Annotated in this window: 20 protein-coding genes; 5 read left to right on the plus strand and 15 right to left on the minus strand. The window is 55.3% G+C overall.

The features are described from left to right. Positions 1 to 77: 77 nt before the first annotated feature. Positions 78 to 542: an OB-fold putative lipoprotein gene (locus HMPREF1024_RS03545; protein WP_004150939.1), complete on the minus strand. Its 465-nt coding sequence runs from the start codon at positions 540 to 542 to the stop codon at positions 78 to 80. 307 nt (positions 543 to 849) lie between these two features. Here HMPREF1024_RS03545 and HMPREF1024_RS03540 point away from each other — a divergent pair, with 307 nt between their 5' ends. Next, entirely contained in the window at positions 850 to 1,260 is a 411-nt protein-coding gene (locus HMPREF1024_RS03540) for a Spy/CpxP family protein refolding chaperone (RefSeq protein ID WP_004149907.1), read from the plus strand. A gap of 73 nt (positions 1,261 to 1,333) precedes the next feature. On the opposite strand, the gene HMPREF1024_RS31470 is transcribed toward HMPREF1024_RS03540, so the two are convergent. Then, complete coding sequence (locus HMPREF1024_RS31470; RefSeq protein ID WP_002917926.1) at positions 1,334 to 1,501, minus strand: hypothetical protein; 168 nt, start codon at positions 1,499 to 1,501, stop codon at positions 1,334 to 1,336. Between the two features lie 24 nt (positions 1,502 to 1,525). Next, entirely contained in the window at positions 1,526 to 2,227 is a 702-nt protein-coding gene (locus HMPREF1024_RS03530; RefSeq protein WP_002917925.1) for a pirin family protein, read from the minus strand. 104 nt (positions 2,228 to 2,331) lie between these two features. Here HMPREF1024_RS03530 and HMPREF1024_RS03525 point away from each other — a divergent pair, with 104 nt between their 5' ends. Then, entirely contained in the window at positions 2,332 to 3,228 is an 897-nt protein-coding gene (locus HMPREF1024_RS03525) for a LysR family transcriptional regulator (protein ID WP_004144865.1), read from the plus strand. Positions 3,229 to 3,269: 41 nt separating this feature from the next. Here HMPREF1024_RS03525 and HMPREF1024_RS03520 read toward each other — a convergent pair whose 3' ends face one another. The 11 genes from HMPREF1024_RS03520 to HMPREF1024_RS03470 all read right to left on the minus strand — a co-directional run bounded on the left by HMPREF1024_RS03520 (position 3,270) and on the right by HMPREF1024_RS03470 (position 10,726). Beyond that, entirely contained in the window at positions 3,270 to 3,638 is a 369-nt protein-coding gene (locus HMPREF1024_RS03520) for a DUF805 domain-containing protein (RefSeq protein WP_009309646.1), read from the minus strand. A gap of 126 nt (positions 3,639 to 3,764) precedes the next feature. Beyond that, entirely contained in the window at positions 3,765 to 4,751 is a 987-nt protein-coding gene (locus tag HMPREF1024_RS03515) for a glutathione S-transferase family protein (RefSeq protein ID WP_002917922.1), read from the minus strand. Between the two features lie 80 nt (positions 4,752 to 4,831). Then, entirely contained in the window at positions 4,832 to 5,224 is a 393-nt protein-coding gene (locus tag HMPREF1024_RS03510) for a DoxX family protein (protein ID WP_002917920.1), read from the minus strand. 344 nt (positions 5,225 to 5,568) lie between these two features. Next, entirely contained in the window at positions 5,569 to 5,865 is a 297-nt protein-coding gene (locus tag HMPREF1024_RS03505) for a YqjK-like family protein (RefSeq protein WP_002917918.1), read from the minus strand. After that, complete coding sequence (locus HMPREF1024_RS03500; protein ID WP_002917917.1) at positions 5,862 to 6,260, minus strand: phage holin family protein; 399 nt, start codon at positions 6,258 to 6,260, stop codon at positions 5,862 to 5,864. The genes HMPREF1024_RS03505 and HMPREF1024_RS03500 overlap by 4 nt, the downstream gene beginning before the upstream one ends. A gap of 2 nt (positions 6,261 to 6,262) precedes the next feature. Continuing rightward, the gene (locus HMPREF1024_RS03495; RefSeq protein ID WP_002917916.1) at positions 6,263 to 6,568 is read right to left on the minus strand and encodes a YqjD family protein; all 306 of its coding nucleotides are present in this window, start codon (positions 6,566 to 6,568) and stop codon (positions 6,263 to 6,265) included. Between the two features lie 45 nt (positions 6,569 to 6,613). Next, positions 6,614 to 6,982, minus strand: coding sequence for a DUF1090 domain-containing protein (locus HMPREF1024_RS03490; RefSeq protein WP_004144860.1), 369 nt, complete (start codon positions 6,980 to 6,982; stop codon positions 6,614 to 6,616). A gap of 149 nt (positions 6,983 to 7,131) precedes the next feature. Beyond that, positions 7,132 to 7,509 carry an EnvZ/OmpR regulon moderator MzrA gene (mzrA, locus tag HMPREF1024_RS03485; protein WP_073972660.1) on the minus strand — a complete coding sequence of 126 codons (378 nt, stop codon included), beginning with the start codon at positions 7,507 to 7,509 and terminating at the stop codon, positions 7,132 to 7,134. A gap of 8 nt (positions 7,510 to 7,517) precedes the next feature. Beyond that, a complete protein-coding gene (gene yqjA / locus HMPREF1024_RS03480) occupies positions 7,518 to 8,180 on the minus strand; it encodes a DedA family general envelope maintenance protein YqjA (protein WP_002917909.1) in 663 nt (220 codons plus the stop codon). 340 nt (positions 8,181 to 8,520) lie between these two features. Next, on the minus strand, positions 8,521 to 9,297 hold the full coding sequence (exuR, locus tag HMPREF1024_RS03475) for a transcriptional regulator ExuR (protein WP_002917907.1): 777 nt from the start codon (positions 9,295 to 9,297) through the stop codon (positions 8,521 to 8,523). Positions 9,298 to 9,424: 127 nt separating this feature from the next. Beyond that, on the minus strand, positions 9,425 to 10,726 hold the full coding sequence (locus HMPREF1024_RS03470; RefSeq protein ID WP_002917905.1) for an MFS transporter: 1,302 nt from the start codon (positions 10,724 to 10,726) through the stop codon (positions 9,425 to 9,427). A 480-nt stretch (positions 10,727 to 11,206) separates the two neighbouring features. Between HMPREF1024_RS03470 and uxaC the strand changes: the two genes are divergently transcribed. The 3 genes from uxaC (at position 11,207) to HMPREF1024_RS03455 (ending at position 14,809) form a co-directional block, all read left to right on the plus strand. After that, positions 11,207 to 12,619, plus strand: coding sequence for a glucuronate isomerase (gene uxaC, locus HMPREF1024_RS03465; RefSeq protein ID WP_002917899.1), 1,413 nt, complete (start codon positions 11,207 to 11,209; stop codon positions 12,617 to 12,619). An 18-nt stretch (positions 12,620 to 12,637) separates the two neighbouring features. Further along, a complete protein-coding gene (locus HMPREF1024_RS03460) occupies positions 12,638 to 14,125 on the plus strand; it encodes a UxaA family hydrolase (RefSeq protein ID WP_009309648.1) in 1,488 nt (495 codons plus the stop codon). Between the two features lie 129 nt (positions 14,126 to 14,254). Beyond that, a complete protein-coding gene (locus tag HMPREF1024_RS03455) occupies positions 14,255 to 14,809 on the plus strand; it encodes a YgjV family protein (RefSeq protein WP_002917897.1) in 555 nt (184 codons plus the stop codon). A 15-nt stretch (positions 14,810 to 14,824) separates the two neighbouring features. Here HMPREF1024_RS03455 and sstT read toward each other — a convergent pair whose 3' ends face one another. Continuing rightward, the gene (gene sstT / locus HMPREF1024_RS03450; RefSeq protein ID WP_002917895.1) at positions 14,825 to 16,072 is read right to left on the minus strand and encodes a serine/threonine transporter SstT; all 1,248 of its coding nucleotides are present in this window, start codon (positions 16,070 to 16,072) and stop codon (positions 14,825 to 14,827) included. Positions 16,073 to 16,308 lie beyond the last annotated feature (236 nt).

The following is a 16,308-nucleotide window of genomic DNA, read 5'->3' on the forward strand; positions in this document are numbered from 1 at the left end:
GCTATTCGAATAAGCGGGGACAGGATGAATAACTGTCCACGACGCCCAAAAGAACGCGGCTTATCGGTCAGCTACCGTTATTTAACCACCTTGGGATTCTGTAGCGTCGGGATCGTGGAATCTTGCACCTGATGAACCTGGCCGACGATCGTGGCGACGCTGCCGTTGCTTAAAGCCTCTACGTCTGCGCTGTTATGCGAGCCAAAATTAAAGGTAAGACGTTTATCCGTTTTATTCTGTTCATCTCGCATGGTCACGATAAAATAGTAGCTGCCGGCGATACCGCTCTTCCGACGAATGTCGACAATCACCCCGCGTACCTTGACCCATTTACCCAGATAATCGCTGCTGGCCTTCGCCGGGTTGAGAGTAAACGGCTGCAGGAACTGAGCCACTGAATACGTCTGCATCGAAGCGACGGCGTCATCTCCGGGTTGAAATAATTTGTCTCCCGCGGAATAAAAGGCTTTAGAAGCCAGGCCGCAGCCGCTTAACAGCGAGATGACAAAAACCAGCGGTAATACGCGAAAACGTAATAACATCTCAATCTCCTTATCTATTTTTAAATGATATCCTTGATGCGCTGGATAACGTAATATGCGCTAATTAAATTAAAGGAAAAGTCACCACTGTCAAATATTTTGCTTGCTGTTGAAATTAAAATAAAACCTGGTGATGTTAGGGCGTCAACTATATAAGTTAACACGCTATTCATATTTTATATGTTTTAGTGAAGTATATTAGTGCTGTGGATATATATAATGTTTGGCTATCATTTTTTACATTTATTCACTGCGCCCTGTAAAATAATAATCCGCTATTTCTGCCACCTTTACTTCAGGAAAAAAAATGAAATTGATAACCCGTATTGCCTTTGCCACGCTGTTGACCACCGGTTTCTCTATCACGGCTCAGGCCGCAGACGTTAAGGCGGCGCCAGCACCGGCGCAGGATCCTATTGTTCAGCACTTAAAACTTACCAACGATCAGGTTGCGAAAATTAAAAGCCTGCATCAGCAGTTGGAGAGTAATGTCCAGCAGATTTCCCAACAGGAAATTAAAGACGGGGCTCTGATAAACGTGATTGATTCCGGTAAATGGGATGAAAAAGCGGTCAACGATCAGCTGGCGGCCTTCAGCAAGATTGATCAGCAGGTGCGTTATTACCGCGTGAAGTACTATTTTGAGGTGAATAAGGTACTGACGCCGGAGCAGCGCACGCAGGTGAAAAAAGATCTTGCCGACGCACTGAGTGAATAATGCCATCGGCCCCTCGCGGGGCCGATATCTTCTTCAGGCCATTAATGAAAATCAACCCAGCCATTTTGCCGTTTCAGGCGAGACTTTCTTCATCCCGCAGGCGGATCTCCGCTTCGGCAACAATGGCTTCCAGTTCGCTAAGCATCTCATCATAACCAAAGCTGGCGGCCCCGGCGACTTGCGGTTGCACCGGGGCTAACGGCGTTGGTGACGCCTTTTTTCTGTTTTTCTTCTTACTCACTGACAGACTCCATCACTTCCGTTGTTACACCGGTAAATCTATCAGCAAAGCGCGCAGCGGCGTATCGGCGACGAGGGTAATGTTAGCTTCGTCACGAATAAATGCGCCGTCACCGCAGGTGAGAGCCTGCTTTTGCTGTTCCTGTGCGACGGCATGGACGGAGCCGTGAATCGACTGCAGGTAGGCCCGTGGACCATGTAATTGCACGTTGATCTGCTCACCTTTCTCCAGCGCGATATGGTAGACCCAGGCCTGTTGGCGAAGCTGGAGGCTGTTATCCCCGCCCTCCGGAGAGGCCAGCAGCTGCAGCGTCGCGTCTGCGACATTGATTTTCTGCTGCAGCGGGTTTTCCCGCTGCGGGCAGGCATCAAGCCAAAGTTGCATTCGCGTTAACGACTGCTCTTTACTCAGATTATGCTCGCTATAGCTCACGCCAGGCTGGGTGGCGATCAGCAGCGCTTCACCGGCTTTGGCCTGCACGTGGTTGCCGTCGCTGTCGCGATACTCCGCTTCGCCTTCCAGAATCAGGTTCAGGATATCGACTTTTGGGTACGTTCTGGCCTGGAAGGAAGCGCCGGGCGCCAGCACTTCCTGGTTGAGGACGCGCAAGGATGCGAAGCCCAGTAATTTCGGGTCGAAGTAGTGGCCAAAGGAGAAGGTGTAGCGGGCCTGCAGCCAGCCGAAGTCTGCTTGTCCGCATTGTTTGGCTGTTCGGGTAGTAATCATGTTCTTGACCTCTCTTTACACTAAATCAATGGTAAAGGTATGGACGCTGTATTGTTAGCCAGATATTCTGCCCGGTATGTTCAAATTTCCTGAATGAGAAAGCGATGGCCAAAGAGAGAGCATTAACGCTGGAAGCGTTACGCGTGATGGATGCGATCGACCGGCGCGGAAGCTTCGCTGCCGCGGCTGATGAGCTGGGACGCGTGCCTTCCGCCCTGAGCTACACCATGCAAAAACTGGAGGAGGAACTGGACGTGGTGCTGTTTGACCGCTCAGGTCATCGCACGAAGTTCACTAACGTTGGAAGAATGCTGCTGGAGCGCGGGCGCGTGCTGCTTGAAGCGGCGGATAAACTCACCACCGATGCTGAAGCCCTGTCGCGTGGTTGGGAAACCCACCTGACGATCGTTACCGAAGCGCTGGTGCCCACTCCGGATCTGTTTCCGCTGATTGAGAAACTGGCGACTAAATCAAACACCCAGCTGTCGATTATCACTGAGGTGCTGGCCGGCGCCTGGGAGCGGCTGGAGCAGGGGCGGGCGGATATCGTTGTCGCACCGGATATGCATTTTCGTTCCTCTTCGGAGATTAACTCGCGCAAACTCTATTCGGTGCTCAGTGTGTACGTCGCGGCGCCGGATCACCCGATCCATCAGGAGCCGGAGCCGCTCTCTGAGGTTACCCGCGTGAAATACCGCGGCGTCGCGGTGGCGGATACCGCGCGCGAGCGGCCCGTTCTCACCGTTCAACTGCTGGATAAACAGCCGCGTTTAACGGTGAGTACGATAGAAGATAAACGTCAGGCGCTACTGGCCGGACTGGGCGTGGCGACTATGCCCTATCCGCTGGTGGAGAAGGATATTGCCGAAGGTCGCCTGCGGGTCGTCAGCCCGGAATACACCAATGAAATTGACATTATCATGGCCTGGCGACGGGACAGTATGGGCGAAGCGAAGTCCTGGTGTCTGCGTGAGATCCCCAAGCTGTTTGCCGGCAGATAGTGATGAAGACGCTCCTCCCGCTAGCGGGAGGAGCAGGAAGATTAGTAGGAAAAGGGTTTCGGATCGGGCCCGAAGCGATTATTGCCTCCGGTGCCGCGCTGGCAGTTAAAGATCAGGATCACCAGCCAGCCGATGACCGGGATCAACAGCAGCAATAGCCACCAGGCCGAACGATCGGTGTCATGCAGACGGCGAAATTGCACCGCCCACCACGGTAAAAAGACCAGTACGCCATAGATAGTGGTCAGAATGCCTTCGCCGCCAGCCCGCTGCCAGCCCAGCATTTTATCGATGATGCTCAATACGCCGGTCAGGATGAGGTTGACCAGAATAAACATCCAGTACTCTTTGCGCCGCGCACGGCCGCCAAATCCTATATAGTTTTTTAATACCTTGAGATACCAGTCCATTTCTACGCCTCAATTAACCGTCAATCACTTGTTTTTTAAGCGATCGCAATAAGAATAGACGTGAATGAATGGTGGGTAAATATCTGTTTTCTGAATTATTGGGCGCCATCACTGGCGCCCGACAGATCAACGGAAGCGCTGATCGCGACCGTGCGGTTCGTTGAGATCCTGCTGCGGCCCAATGGAAATAATACCGGTAGGGTTAATGGTTTTATGGCTGCGGTAATAGTGGTGACGGATATGCGGAAAACTCACCGTCTCGGCGATACCCGGCATCTGGTAGATGTCGCGCAGGAAACCGTACAGATTGAGGTAATCGCTGATGCGCCGTTTATCGCATTTAAAATGGGTCACATATACCGGGTCGAAGCGTACCAGCGTTGTCCACAGGCGAATGTCGGCTTCCGTTAGCTGATTGCCCGTCAGATAGCGATGCTGGCCGAGGATCTGCTCCAGCCGCTCCAGCGAGGTAAAGACCGCATCCACCGCTTCGTCGTAAGCTTGCTGGCTGGTGGCAAAGCCGGCTTTATACACGCCGTTGTTGACGTTGTCATAGATCCAGCCGTTCAGCTCATCGATTTGTTCCCGCAGCGCTGGCGGGTAGTAATCCCCGGCCCGGGCGCCAAGGCCATCGAAGGCGGTATTAAACATGCGGATGATTTCTGCCGACTCATTGCTGACGATGGTCTGCTGTTTTTTATCCCACAGCACCGGCACGGTCACGCGTCCGGTGTAGTGCGGGTCGGCGTGCAGATACAGCTGATAGAGAAAGTCATGCTGGTAGAGGGTATCGCCGGTGGCTTCCGGGAAGCTATCGTCAAAGGTCCAGCCGTTTTCCAGCATCAGCGGATTGACCACGGATACGGGGAGAAAAGGCTCCAGACCTTTTAATTTACGCATAATTAACGTGCGATGCGCCCACGGGCAGGCGAGAGAAACATACAAATGATAGCGATCCTTTTCCGCTGCAAAACCGCCTTCACCGCTGGGGCCAGCCGCGCCGTCGGCGGTCAGCCAGTTACGGAAGGCGGAAACGGAACGTTTAAAACGCCCACCGGTGGATTTTGTGTCATACCAGGTATCCTGCCAGACGCCGTCAACTAATTGTCCCATCTTTGCTCCTCCTTCAGACTACAGATAGCAAAAGCGAGGAGTGGTCTCCTCGCTTTTTTCATTCATTCAGTATAGTGCGCTTACCATTTCTTATTCAGTACACGGTCAATACTGAAGGCGCCCGGTCCGGTAATGGCCAGCAGCAGGTAACCGCCCGCAATGGTCAGGTTCTTCATGAACATCAGGGAGTTCACGCCTTCCGCAAAGTTGCTATGGAACAGGAACGCGGTCAGCAGCGTAAAGCCCGCAGTGAACAGCGCGGTGGTCCGGGTCAGGAAACCGAACAGAATCGCCAGACCGCCGCCGAACTCAAGGAGGATGGTCAGCGGCAGCAGCGCGCCCGGGACGCCCATGGCTTCCATATACTGCTGGGTTCCCGCATAACCGGTGATTTTGCCCCATCCTGCAGTGATAAACAGAATCGGCATCAGAATACGCGCTACCAATACACCAACATCTTCTAATTTTTTCATTTGTTACTCCAGAAAACCCAAAGGGCGGCGGTTTTGTTTTTTAGTGCAATCCCGCGTAGTTACGCGGTGTTGCTGTCGATGGAGAGGATAGTAGCGAGGCGGAGAGGGAATTGACAGCAAGGAAAACTGTAGATCTATTTCAAAGTTTCTGAGCAATCAGTACGCGGAGGCGAAAGCGTACCGAACGCGATGGGCTACCACCGGTCCTGGTATGGCGTGAGGTAAAGGGCGTCGTAGAGAAGGGCGCGCTACGGAAAAGGCGCATGTTGCTGCGAACAGCGTGCAGTAAGGGACAGGGAATGGCAGAGCGTGGGCGCCAGGGAACGCGCCCACGCTCAGGGCTGCTAGCGAACTGCCGACTGGCGCAGGATACCGCGCACCAGGCGCCAGGTGCTCCACAGTCCGAGTCCGCGTTTGGTCCAGCGCATTAAAAAATGCGGATGTCGTACGGACCATACGGCCATCAGACCGCTGCCAACCATCAGCCACGAACGTAAACTCAGCAGCGTATGCCAGCCGCGGTCGAGGGGCGCAGTCGCCTCGTGCCAGTGACGGCGGCAGGCGCTGAGCTCCAGCCGTTGCTGCTGGATCTGGCGCAGCAGCTGCGTCTTTTGCCGTTCACGCTCCTGTCGGCCATTCACGATTTATCCTCCTCCAGAAGGGCACGGTCGTTCTCCAGCTCTTTACGCGTTAGACGCAGCAGCGTGGAGCGGCGCGCCTTACGTAGGGTTAGGATACCCACGATCGCGGCGGCGAGGAGCAGCACAACGGTGGTGGCGATCATCACGTGCAGGCGGTACTGAGCGTCAACGGCCCAGATAACCAGCACCAGCAGACTCATGAGGCCAAACGCGGCAAACAGCAGCGTCAGTCCGGTCATGATCAGCAGCTGGAAGAGGTTGGCTTTCTCCTCCTCCAGCTCCACGACGACCAGACGCAGCCGCGTTTCCACCATTTCGACCAGCAGCGTGACGATGCGCTGACCAATGGAGAAAACGCGCTGACCCGGTCCCTGCGTGTGTTGAGTATTCGCCATAATCAGCGACGCGACAGCAGGACACCCAGCACCAGCCCGACGGCGGCGCCAATTCCTACCCCGGTCCACGGATTTTCGCGAACATAATCATCCGCTCGCGCGGCGGTCTCACGAGTTTGACGAAGAATCGCTTCGCTGGTTTCACCCAAACGAGCGCGGCTCTCTTTCAGCGCGCTCTCGGCTTTACTGCGCAGTTTACCCATCTCTTCTTTCGACTTGTCCGCCGAGGAGTTTAGTACTTCCTCCAGGGTATCCGCCAGCGTTTTCAGTTCTGCACGAAGGTCGTCAGTCACATTCTCTTTAGCCATGTCGTTCTCCTGTAGCGTGGTCCGTGTTGCGAAAGTTAATGGTGATTAGTAATCCCGAGACTCCAGCGTTTTTAACTCCTGTTGCGCTTCATTGAGTTTATGCTGGCGTTTGTTAATTTTGTCCGCATCGCCTTTCTTCCGGGCTTCCTGCAGATCGCGCTGACGTTCAGCGATCTCTTCCCGCTGTTTGGCAATTTTTTGCTGATGATCGGCTTTAAGTTTACTGTCGCTACAGTTTTCCCGAACCTGACGTAGCGCGGTATTTAGCCCATCAATGCGACTTTGATTATGATGCTTTTCGGCGTAGCTGATCTCTCGTTGAATATCCTGCTCTTTTTCCTGGCAGGGAGAGGCGGCTAGGGCGCTGGCGCTAAGTGAAGTCAGGACCAGAAGCAGAGCGATGCGGTGTTTCATGGATAGTACCTTCCATTGTCTGAGGGGATACCCGGAGGATATACCCGTTCCCGTTGGTGAACGTGAATGCGTTGATTCCCGCAGGTTTAAGCATAGTAACAAATGCGGGAAACCACCAGACTGGGTTAAAAACGCAGTCTGGCGGCAGCTTACCCGAGGCGATGCGGCGCGTCGCGCAGGCGGGATAGCCAGGCGGTGGGCGAGTTATCGGCCTCCAGAAGGGCAATAATATAACCATGTGGCAGAGCGCGGCCGAGAACTTCTTTCGCCGCCGCGCCCTGGGCGGTGGAATCGAACTTAATCAGCAGACCATCCTTCTGTGGCGTGATGCTTTTAAAGCGGATGCCGTTGGCATCGAGATGATGCCAGACGGAGAAACCGTCCGGCATTCCGATACCCTGGCCAACCGGGCGTATCGCCAGCGTGGCCTCCTGCTGCTGCACCGCCAGCCAAAGCCAGAACAGGGCGCCGAGCAGAAGAGAACCACCCAGCAGCCAGCTGAACTGGCGCAGGGAAGGGCGTTTCATGACCATCATTAGCCCCGGCTTCTGTATTTTTTCTTCCACAGTACCACCAGCGAGCCGATCAGTCCGAAGACCAACAGGGCAACCGGCAGGAGCATCAGGCAGGACATCAGCTGATCTTCATACTTGAGGAATACAGGGGTTTTACCCAGCAGATAGCCAAGCGAGGTCAGGATGAGCACCCACAGCAGGCCGCTCATCCAGTTGAAAAACTGAAAACGGGCGTTATTAAGGCCGGAAAGCCCGGCGATGGTGGGCAGCAGCGTGCGTACGAAGGCGATAAAGCGGCCGATCAGCAGCGCGGAGAGCCCATGCTTATGAAACAAGTGATGCGCACGCTGGTGATAGTGCGAAGGCAGGTGTGACAGCCAGTTTTGCACGATCCGCGTATTACCCAGCCAACGCCCCTGAATATAGCTTAGCCAGCAGCCGAGGCTGGCGGCGGCGGTGAGCAGCAGCAAGGTTTCCGGAAAACCCATCGCCCCTTTGGCGATCAGCACGCCCACGAGCACGAGCAGACTATCCCCCGGTAAAAACGCGGCAGGCAATAACCCGTTCTCAAGGAACAAAATCATAAACAAGACAAAATACAGCATGCCTATCATGGAGGGATTCGCGAGCGTTTCGTAATCCTGAGCCCACAAGGCATTCAATAACTGGGTAAATAGTTCCATTCACGATTCCTGGTACATCGGTTAACGGCACGTCTGAGCGCGCGGCATATAGGGCGACAAGATTTTTATGAGATTATGGTCGCTGCTTAGGCGCTCTGAACGCTTCCCTGTATAAGACTGAAGTAAGTAAATACCTACCCCCAGAACGACAAAATGCATCTAATTGTAACAAATCACCTGACTTTCCGTCAGAGAAATTGCAACGTGTTGCTCGTTGATTTTGCTGATTGCGGAGATGGGAGGCGAGAGGATTTACACAGGCTGACACTATATATGACTTGCTTACTCCAGCCTCACTGTCAGACAGGCGCGCAGGGGGGCGCGCCGGAGGGATAAGGCCTTATTTCGCGCCGTTGACTGCGGTATCGAGATGAACGACTGGGTTTTCGGCAAATAAGTAGCGATCGGCATTAAATTCAAAGTCATCGCTGGTTTCGTTGAACAACATTTGCTTGGTATTTTCCAGATGCTGCCACATCGCCAGCTTGGCGGCGTTGGGATCTTTTCGCAGCAGAGCTTTCAGGATCTGATCGTGGTCGTCGCACCAGTTATCGACCGTACGCAGGTCGATATGCTCATGCAGCTTTTTCCAGTAGGGGTTATGCACGCGCTGGGTCCACATCTTTTCCACGATCGCCGCCAGCGCGCTGTTCTGCGTCGCCAGCGCCACCTGGACGTGAAACTGCAGGTCCCACTCGGAGTCGCGGAAACATTTCTCGTTACGCGCTTTCTCTTGAATCTCCATCAGCTTCATGATGTCCTGTTTGGTCACCTGAGTCGCCGCGAATTCAGCAATATTGCTTTCAATTAGCTGCCGCGCCTGCAGCAGTTCAAAGGGGCCATAGTTGGCGAACTCAAGGCTTTCATCGGCCACCTGCTGGTATTTCGGATGGTTGGAGATGACGTGGATACCCGACCCTTTGCGGACTTCGACATACCCTTCCACTTCCAGCATGATAATGGCTTCACGAACCACGGTGCGGCTGACGTTTTTTTCATCGGCGATGAAGCGCTCGGCGGGCAGCTTATCCCCTACAAGGTAGACACCTTGTTCGATGCGCGTCTTCAGCTCAGCGGCAAGCTGCTGATATAGACGGCGTGGTTCAATGATTTCCATATTCGCTCCCGGAAGATGGCGACAATATTCGATTTGTTATACCACTTTTACGCGCTTTCCACCACTGGCAGGCATGAAAAAGCCGCCTGAGAAGGCGGCTTGATCGGCGATTACCTTGCCATTCGATCTAACTCTGCGTGACCGGTTTGCGGCTGCTAAGCGGCGTCGAGTCATCGTCAGCCGGTTTGTTTTTCAGCACCGTCCAGATAACCAGCGCGCCCAGCAGGTCAAAGACGGCCAGTACCGCAAACAGCGGGCTAAAGCCGATGGTGTCTGCCAGCGCGCCGACAACCAGGGCGAACATGGTGCTCGCCAGCCAGGCGGCCATCCCGGTCAGACCGTTGGCGGTAGCGACTTCGTTACGGCCAAAGACGTCGGAAGAGAGGGTAATCAGCGCCCCGGACAGTGCCTGGTGAGCGAACCCGCCGATGCACAGCAGGGCAATCGCCACGTACGGGCTGGTGAACAGGCCTATCATCCCCGGGCCAATCATCAGCAGGGCGCCCATGGTGACCACCATTTTACGCGACACGATCAGGTTGACGCCAAACCAGCGCTGGAACAGCGGCGGCAGATATCCGCCGACGATGCAGCCGAGGTCGGCGAACAGCATCGGCATCCAGGCGAACATGGCGATCTCTTTCAGGTTAAAACCGTAAACTTTGAACATGAACAGCGGGATCCAGGCGTTAAAGGTCCCCCAGGCCGGCTCGGCGAGGAAGCGCGGCAGGGCGATACCCCAGAACTGACGGTTGCGCAGGATTTGCCACGGCGACATTTTCTTCGCGTTATTGGTCTGATGCTGAGACTCCTGACCGCCAATGATGTAGTCACGTTCTTCGTCAGATAATTTTTTCTGGTCGCGCGGGTGTTTGTAGAAGATAAGCCAGGCGATAGCCCAGGCGAAGCTCAATACCCCGGAGATGATGAACGCCATCTGCCAGCTGTGCATGACAATCGCCCATACCACCAACGGCGGCGCGATCATGGCGCCAATAGAGGAACCCACGTTGAAGTAGCCCACCGCGATAGAGCGCTCTTTTGCCGGGAACCACTCTGAGCTGGCCTTCAGGCCGGCGGGGATCATTGCGGCCTCCGCTGCGCCGACTGCGCCACGGGCCAGCGCCAGTCCACCCCAGCTGCCGGCCAGCGCCGTTGAGCCGCAGAATACCGCCCAGGCGATGGCGAAGAAGGCATAGCCAATTTTGGTCCCCAGAATATCAAGGACATACCCCGCGACGGGCTGCATAACGGTATAGGCAGCGGAATAGGCTGCAATGATATAGGAGTACTGTTGGGTCGAAATGTGTAACTCTTCCATCAGCGTCGGCGCGGCCGCCGCTACGGTGTTACGGGTCAGGTAGCCCAGCACGGTGCCCAGCGTCACCAGCGCGATCATGTACCAACGTAACCCTTTAATTTTACGCATGTAAACCTCATCGTCTGTTATCTTTCCGCATCAGGTGCGGCCTTTACCGAGCGCAATAAGCGGCCGGGAAAGCGAAACGGAGGATTCAGGAGGGTAGTCCCCTCTGGCCTGAACCTTACCATCAGTTGTTATGTTGAAAGTCGGTATCCATTCCGTATAAGCCGATGCCATAAGCACCGGTAATGCATTCCGTCGGTTTATATGTTGCGACGGCAGAAAGATAACTTGTCATACAACTTTAAAAGTTGAGAGCTGTCACAAAAGTGGGAAAGTTAGTGTGGTCTTTATCCCTTGCCTGGAAAGCCAGAGATGGCGCGCTCTGGCGAGGTGTTTTGCTCCAGGGCGGTCATTTTTTTATCGACGTTTATTGATCTAACTCACGAAAAACAGTTCGGTCTGTAGAAATTGGTGTGATAACTTTGTCAGCATTGTAGTCAATCATCTGAAAGGCTCCCGCACTGGAGCGAAGAGGACACGCGAATGACATCGTTTATGACTGAAGATTTTCTACTTGATACCGAGTTTGCCCGCCGTCTGTACCATGATTACGCCAAAGATCAGCCGATTTTCGACTACCACTGCCACCTTCCGCCGCAGCAGGTTGCCGAAAACTATCGCTTTAAAAACCTGTATGACATCTGGCTGAAAGGCGATCACTATAAATGGCGCGCAATGCGCACTAACGGCGTGCCGGAGCGTCTGTGTACCGGTGATGCGTCCGATCGCGAGAAATTTGACGCCTGGGCGGCCACGGTTCCACACACTATTGGCAACCCGTTATACCACTGGACCCATTTAGAGCTGCGTCGACCTTTTGGTATTACAGGTAAGCTGTTGTCGCCATCCACCGCCGATGAGATCTGGGACCAGTGTAATGATTTGCTGGCTCAGGATGCCTTCTCCGCCCGCGGAATCATGAAGCAGATGAATGTGAAGATGGTCGGTACCACCGACGATCCGATTGATTCTCTTGAGCACCACGCGGCTGTCGCCAAAGACAACTCCTTTGACATCAAAGTGCTGCCGAGCTGGCGCCCGGATAAAGCCTTCAACATCGAGTTGGCGACCTTCAATGATTATATGGCTAAGCTGGGCGAGGTATCCGATACCGATATTCGCCGCTTCGCTGACCTGCAAAGCGCCCTGACCAAACGTCTGGATCATTTTGCCGCACACGGCTGCAAAGTCTCCGATCATGCGCTGGACGTGGTGCTGTTTGCCGAAGCGACCGACGCCGAGCTGGATGACATTCTGGCGCGCCGCCTGGCTGGCGAGACCCTTAGCGAACATGAAGTGGCGCAGTTCAAAACCGCGGTGCTGGTGTTCCTCGGCGCAGAGTATGCCCGTCGCGGCTGGGTCCAGCAGTACCACATTGGCGCGCTGCGTAACAACAACCTCCGTCAGTTCAAACTGTTAGGGCCAGACGTCGGCTTCGACTCGATCAACGATCGTCCGATGGCGGAAGAGCTGTCTAAGCTGCTGAGCAAGCAGAACGAAGAAAACCTGCTGCCGAAAACGATTCTCTACTGCCTGAACCCGCGTGATAACGAAGTGCTGGGCACCATGATCGGTAACTTCCAGGGTGAAGGCATGCCAGGCAAGATGCAGTTCGGCTCCGGCTGGTGGTTCAACGATCAGAAAGACGGTATGGAGCGGCAGATGACCCAGCTGGCGCAGCTCGGGCTGCTGAGCCGCTTCGTCGGGATGTTGACCGACAGTCGCAGCTTCCTCTCCTACACGCGCCACGAATACTTCCGCCGCATTCTGTGCCAGATGATCGGCCGTTGGGTGGCTGCCGGCGAAGCGCCTGCGGATATCGCGCTGCTGGGCGAGATGGTGAAAAACATTTGCTTTAACAATGCGCGTGACTATTTCGCCATTGAACTGAACTAAGGCCAGAGGTCGGTTGATATGCAATACATCAAAATCCATTCGCAGGATAACGTCGCGGTCGCGCTGACGGATATCGCTGCCGGTAGCGTGGTGACGATTGATAATGACTCGGTCACCCTCGGCCAGGATATCGTTCGCGGCCACAAGTTTGCACTGCGCGCTATCGCGAAAGGGGAAAACGTCGTTAAGTACGGGTTGCCGATTGGCCATGCGCTGGCGGATATCGCGCCGGGAGAGCATGTTCATGCGCACAATACGCGCACCAATCTCAGCGACCTTGACGCGTATCGCTATCAACCGGACCTGGTTGCCCAACCGCCACAGCCTGCGGATCGCGAAGTGCAGATTTATCGTCGCGCCAACGGTGACGTCGGCGTGCGCAATGAGCTGTGGATCCTGCCGACCGTCGGCTGCGTCAACGCGATGGCCAGACAAATGCAGAACCGTTTCCTGAAAGAGACGTATGGCGCTGAGGATATCGATGGGGTACATCTCTTCAGCCACACCTATGGCTGCTCGCAGCTTGGGGACGACCATATCAACACTCGCACCATGCTGCAAAATATGGTTCGTCACCCGAACGCCGGGGCGGTGCTGGTGGTTGGCCTTGGCTGTGAAAACAACCAGGTGGAGGCCTTTCGCGAGACGCTGGGCGAGTTTGACCCGCAGCGCGTGCACTTTATGGTTTGCCAGCATCAGGACGATGAAGTGGAGGCGGGGGTTGAGCATCTGCATCAGCTGTATGAAGTGATGCGTCAGGATAAACGCCAGCCGGGCAAGCTCAGCGAGCTGAAGTTTGGCCTCGAGTGCGGGGGATCGGACGGCCTGTCGGGCATTACCGCTAATCCGATGCTGGGCCGCTTCTCAGACTATGTGATCGCCAACGGCGGCACTACCGTGCTGACCGAAGTGCCGGAGATGTTCGGCGCTGAACAGTTGCTGATGAGCCACTGCCGCGACGAAGCGACCTTCGACAAGCTGGTGACCATGGTCAATGACTTTAAGCAGTACTTTATTGCTCACGACCAGCCTATTTACGAAAACCCCTCGCCGGGTAATAAGGCCGGAGGGATCACTACCCTTGAAGATAAGTCGCTGGGCTGTACTCAGAAAGCGGGCTCCAGCCAGGTGGTGGATGTTCTGCGCTACGGCGAGCGCCTGAAGGTTCATGGTCTGAATTTACTGAGCGCGCCGGGCAACGACGCGGTCGCCACCAGCGCGCTGGCCGGCGCCGGCTGCCATATGGTGCTGTTCAGCACCGGTCGCGGCACGCCGTACGGCGGCTTTGTGCCAACGGTGAAGATCGCCACCAACAGCGAGCTGGCGGCGAAGAAAAAGCACTGGATCGACTTTGATGCCGGGCAGCTGCTCCACGGCAAAACGATGCCGCAGCTGCTGGAAGAGTTTGTGGATGTCATTGTAGCCTTCGCCAACGGTAAACCGACCTGTAATGAGCAGAATGACTTCCGCGAGCTGGCCATCTTTAAAAGCGGTGTTACCCTGTAAAGGCGTATTTGCGTTGGCGCCCAGAGGCTTGGTTTGTGTATCGGCCTGATAGCGTAGCGCCATCGGGCTCGTAACAGCGGCGTTTCAGCCAGTGAAGCGCCGTTTGTTTTTTTCAGTCAGGGAGCTTACATGACCGCGTATTGGCTGGCCCAGGGGGTCGGCGTCATCGCCTTTCTTATCGGCATTACCACCTTTATCAACCGCGATGAACGCCGTTTCAGGCTACAGCTGGCGGTCTATAGCGCTATTATCGGCGTTCATTTTTTCCTGATGGGCGCCGGGCCGGCTGGAATGAGCGCCGGGCTCAATGCGCTTCGCACGGTCATTTCCTTACGCACCCGTAGCCTGTGGGTGATGACAGTCTTTATCCTCCTGACGTTGATTCTCGGCCTGGGTAAACTGCAGCATGCCATGGAGCTGCTGCCGATCATTGGCACCGTCGCCAGCACCTGGGCGCTGTTTCGCTGTAAAGGGCTAACCGTCCGCTGCGTGATGTGGTGCTCCACCGCCTGCTGGGTCACGCATAATCTGTGGTTGGGTTCCATTGGCGGGACGCTGATCGAAGGCAGTTTCCTGATCGTCAACGGGCTGAATATCATTCGCTTCCGCCGGATGCAAAAGCGCGGTATCGATCCGTTTAAGGTTGAAAACGCAGTACAGGAAGAGAGTCCCTCCGCCCGATAGCGGAGGGGAAAGGCGTTATCCGCGCAGGGCGTTTTTCGCCAGCTGGTCGTCTTCCGCCATGCAGGCCGCGGCGGTAAACAGGGCGTCGGTGGAGGAGTTCAGCGCGGTTTCGCAGGAGTCCTGCAGCACGCCGATAATAAAGCCAACGGCAACCACTTGCATCGCCACATCGTTCGGGATCCCAAACATATTACAGGCCAGCGGGATCAGCAGCAGCGAGCCGCCCGCCACGCCGGAGGCGCCGCAGGCGCACAGCGAAGCGACCACGCTCAGCAGCAGCGCCGTCGGCAGATCCACCGGAATATTCAGCGTATGCACCGCCGCCAGCGTCAGCACGGTGATGGTGATTGCCGCGCCAGCCATATTAATGGTCGCCCCCAGTGGAATAGAGACCGAATAGGTGTCGCGATCCAGATTCAGCTTCTCGCACAGCGCCATATTCACTGGAATGTTGGCGGCGGAGCTGCGGGTGAAGAACGCGTAAACGCCGCTTTCGCGCAGGCAGGTGAGCACCAGCGGATAGGGGTTGCGGCGGATCTTCCAGAACACCAGCAGCGGATTAATCACCAGCGCTACCAGCAGCATACAGCCCACCAGCACCAGCAGCAGCTGGGCATAGCCCCACAGGGTCTCGAAACCGGTGGTCGCCAGGGTGGAAGATACCAGGCCGAAGATCCCCAGCGGCGCAAAGCGGATCACCACTTTAACGATAAAGGTCACCGCGTGGGAGACGTCGTTGATCAGGTTTTTGGTGGTGTCGTTACCATGACGCAGGGCGAAGCCAAGCCCCACCGCCCACACCAGAATGCCGATATAGTTGGCGTTCAGCAGAGCGTCGATCGGGTTGGACACCATGCTCATCAGCAGGCCGCGCAGCACCTCAACAATCCCCGACGGCGGCGTGATGCTGTCGGCGGCGGTGGTTAAGTGCAGGGTCGAGGGAAAGAGAAAACTGAACAACACCGCGGTCAGCGCCGCGCTAAAGGTGCCCAGCAGATAGAGAAACAGAATGGGGCGTATACTGGTTTTTTGTCCGTGCTGATGGTTGGCGATCGAGGCCATGACAAGCATCAATACCAGCACCGGCGCTACCGCTTTTAACGCGCCGACGAACAGGGTCCCCAGCAGACCGACGGCGATAGCCGCAGGCTTAGAGACCAGCGCCAACAGTACGCCAAGCACCAGGCCGATTAAAATTTGTTTCACCAGGCTGCCTTGCGCCAGGCGGGAGAGCCACCCTGATGAGGGAGTGCGTGTTGTCATAATTCATTCCTTCCAGTGATGTAGCAAGCCATCCCAGCCACGTATTATTTTTTACGTTTATGTCAGGATGTAAGTAGATGTTTGCATAGTCGAGTATACGGAAAGAAAGACTGGCGGGAAGCGTAAAATACTGTGATTTTAATATGGATCTTATTTTTTAACTGCGTAGTAACATAATTGTGACATGAGCAGGTGTTCTCGTTACGAGAACGTCTGCTATAGCTGATTACCGCGCC

Source organism: Klebsiella sp. 4_1_44FAA (assembly GCF_000238715.1).
In the GTDB taxonomy this organism is placed as follows: domain Bacteria; phylum Pseudomonadota; class Gammaproteobacteria; order Enterobacterales; family Enterobacteriaceae; genus Klebsiella; species Klebsiella pneumoniae.

Coding starts and splice junctions, on each gene's coding strand:
- HMPREF1024_RS03470 (WP_002917905.1), bottom strand. CDS start 10,726: ATGCGTAAAATTAAAGGGTTACGTTGGTACATGATCGCGCTGGTGACG.
- HMPREF1024_RS03510 (WP_002917920.1), bottom strand. CDS start 5,224: ATGAAAAAATTAGAAGATGTTGGTGTATTGGTAGCGCGTATTCTGATG.
- sstT (WP_002917895.1), bottom strand. CDS start 16,072: ATGACAACACGCACTCCCTCATCAGGGTGGCTCTCCCGCCTGGCGCAA.
- mzrA (WP_073972660.1), bottom strand. CDS start 7,509: ATGAAACGCCCTTCCCTGCGCCAGTTCAGCTGGCTGCTGGGTGGTTCT.
- HMPREF1024_RS03460 (WP_009309648.1), top strand. CDS start 12,638: ATGCAATACATCAAAATCCATTCGCAGGATAACGTCGCGGTCGCGCTG.
- HMPREF1024_RS03490 (WP_004144860.1), bottom strand. CDS start 6,982: ATGAAACACCGCATCGCTCTGCTTCTGGTCCTGACTTCACTTAGCGCC.
- HMPREF1024_RS03495 (WP_002917916.1), bottom strand. CDS start 6,568: ATGGCTAAAGAGAATGTGACTGACGACCTTCGTGCAGAACTGAAAACG.
- HMPREF1024_RS03455 (WP_002917897.1), top strand. CDS start 14,255: ATGACCGCGTATTGGCTGGCCCAGGGGGTCGGCGTCATCGCCTTTCTT.
- HMPREF1024_RS03520 (WP_009309646.1), bottom strand. CDS start 3,638: ATGGACTGGTATCTCAAGGTATTAAAAAACTATATAGGATTTGGCGGC.
- yqjA (WP_002917909.1), bottom strand. CDS start 8,180: ATGGAACTATTTACCCAGTTATTGAATGCCTTGTGGGCTCAGGATTAC.
- HMPREF1024_RS03540 (WP_004149907.1), top strand. CDS start 850: ATGAAATTGATAACCCGTATTGCCTTTGCCACGCTGTTGACCACCGGT.
- uxaC (WP_002917899.1), top strand. CDS start 11,207: ATGACATCGTTTATGACTGAAGATTTTCTACTTGATACCGAGTTTGCC.
- HMPREF1024_RS03545 (WP_004150939.1), bottom strand. CDS start 542: ATGTTATTACGTTTTCGCGTATTACCGCTGGTTTTTGTCATCTCGCTG.
- HMPREF1024_RS03500 (WP_002917917.1), bottom strand. CDS start 6,260: ATGGCGAATACTCAACACACGCAGGGACCGGGTCAGCGCGTTTTCTCC.
- exuR (WP_002917907.1), bottom strand. CDS start 9,297: ATGGAAATCATTGAACCACGCCGTCTATATCAGCAGCTTGCCGCTGAG.
- HMPREF1024_RS03530 (WP_002917925.1), bottom strand. CDS start 2,227: ATGATTACTACCCGAACAGCCAAACAATGCGGACAAGCAGACTTCGGC.
- HMPREF1024_RS03515 (WP_002917922.1), bottom strand. CDS start 4,751: ATGGGACAATTAGTTGACGGCGTCTGGCAGGATACCTGGTATGACACA.
- HMPREF1024_RS03525 (WP_004144865.1), top strand. CDS start 2,332: ATGGCCAAAGAGAGAGCATTAACGCTGGAAGCGTTACGCGTGATGGAT.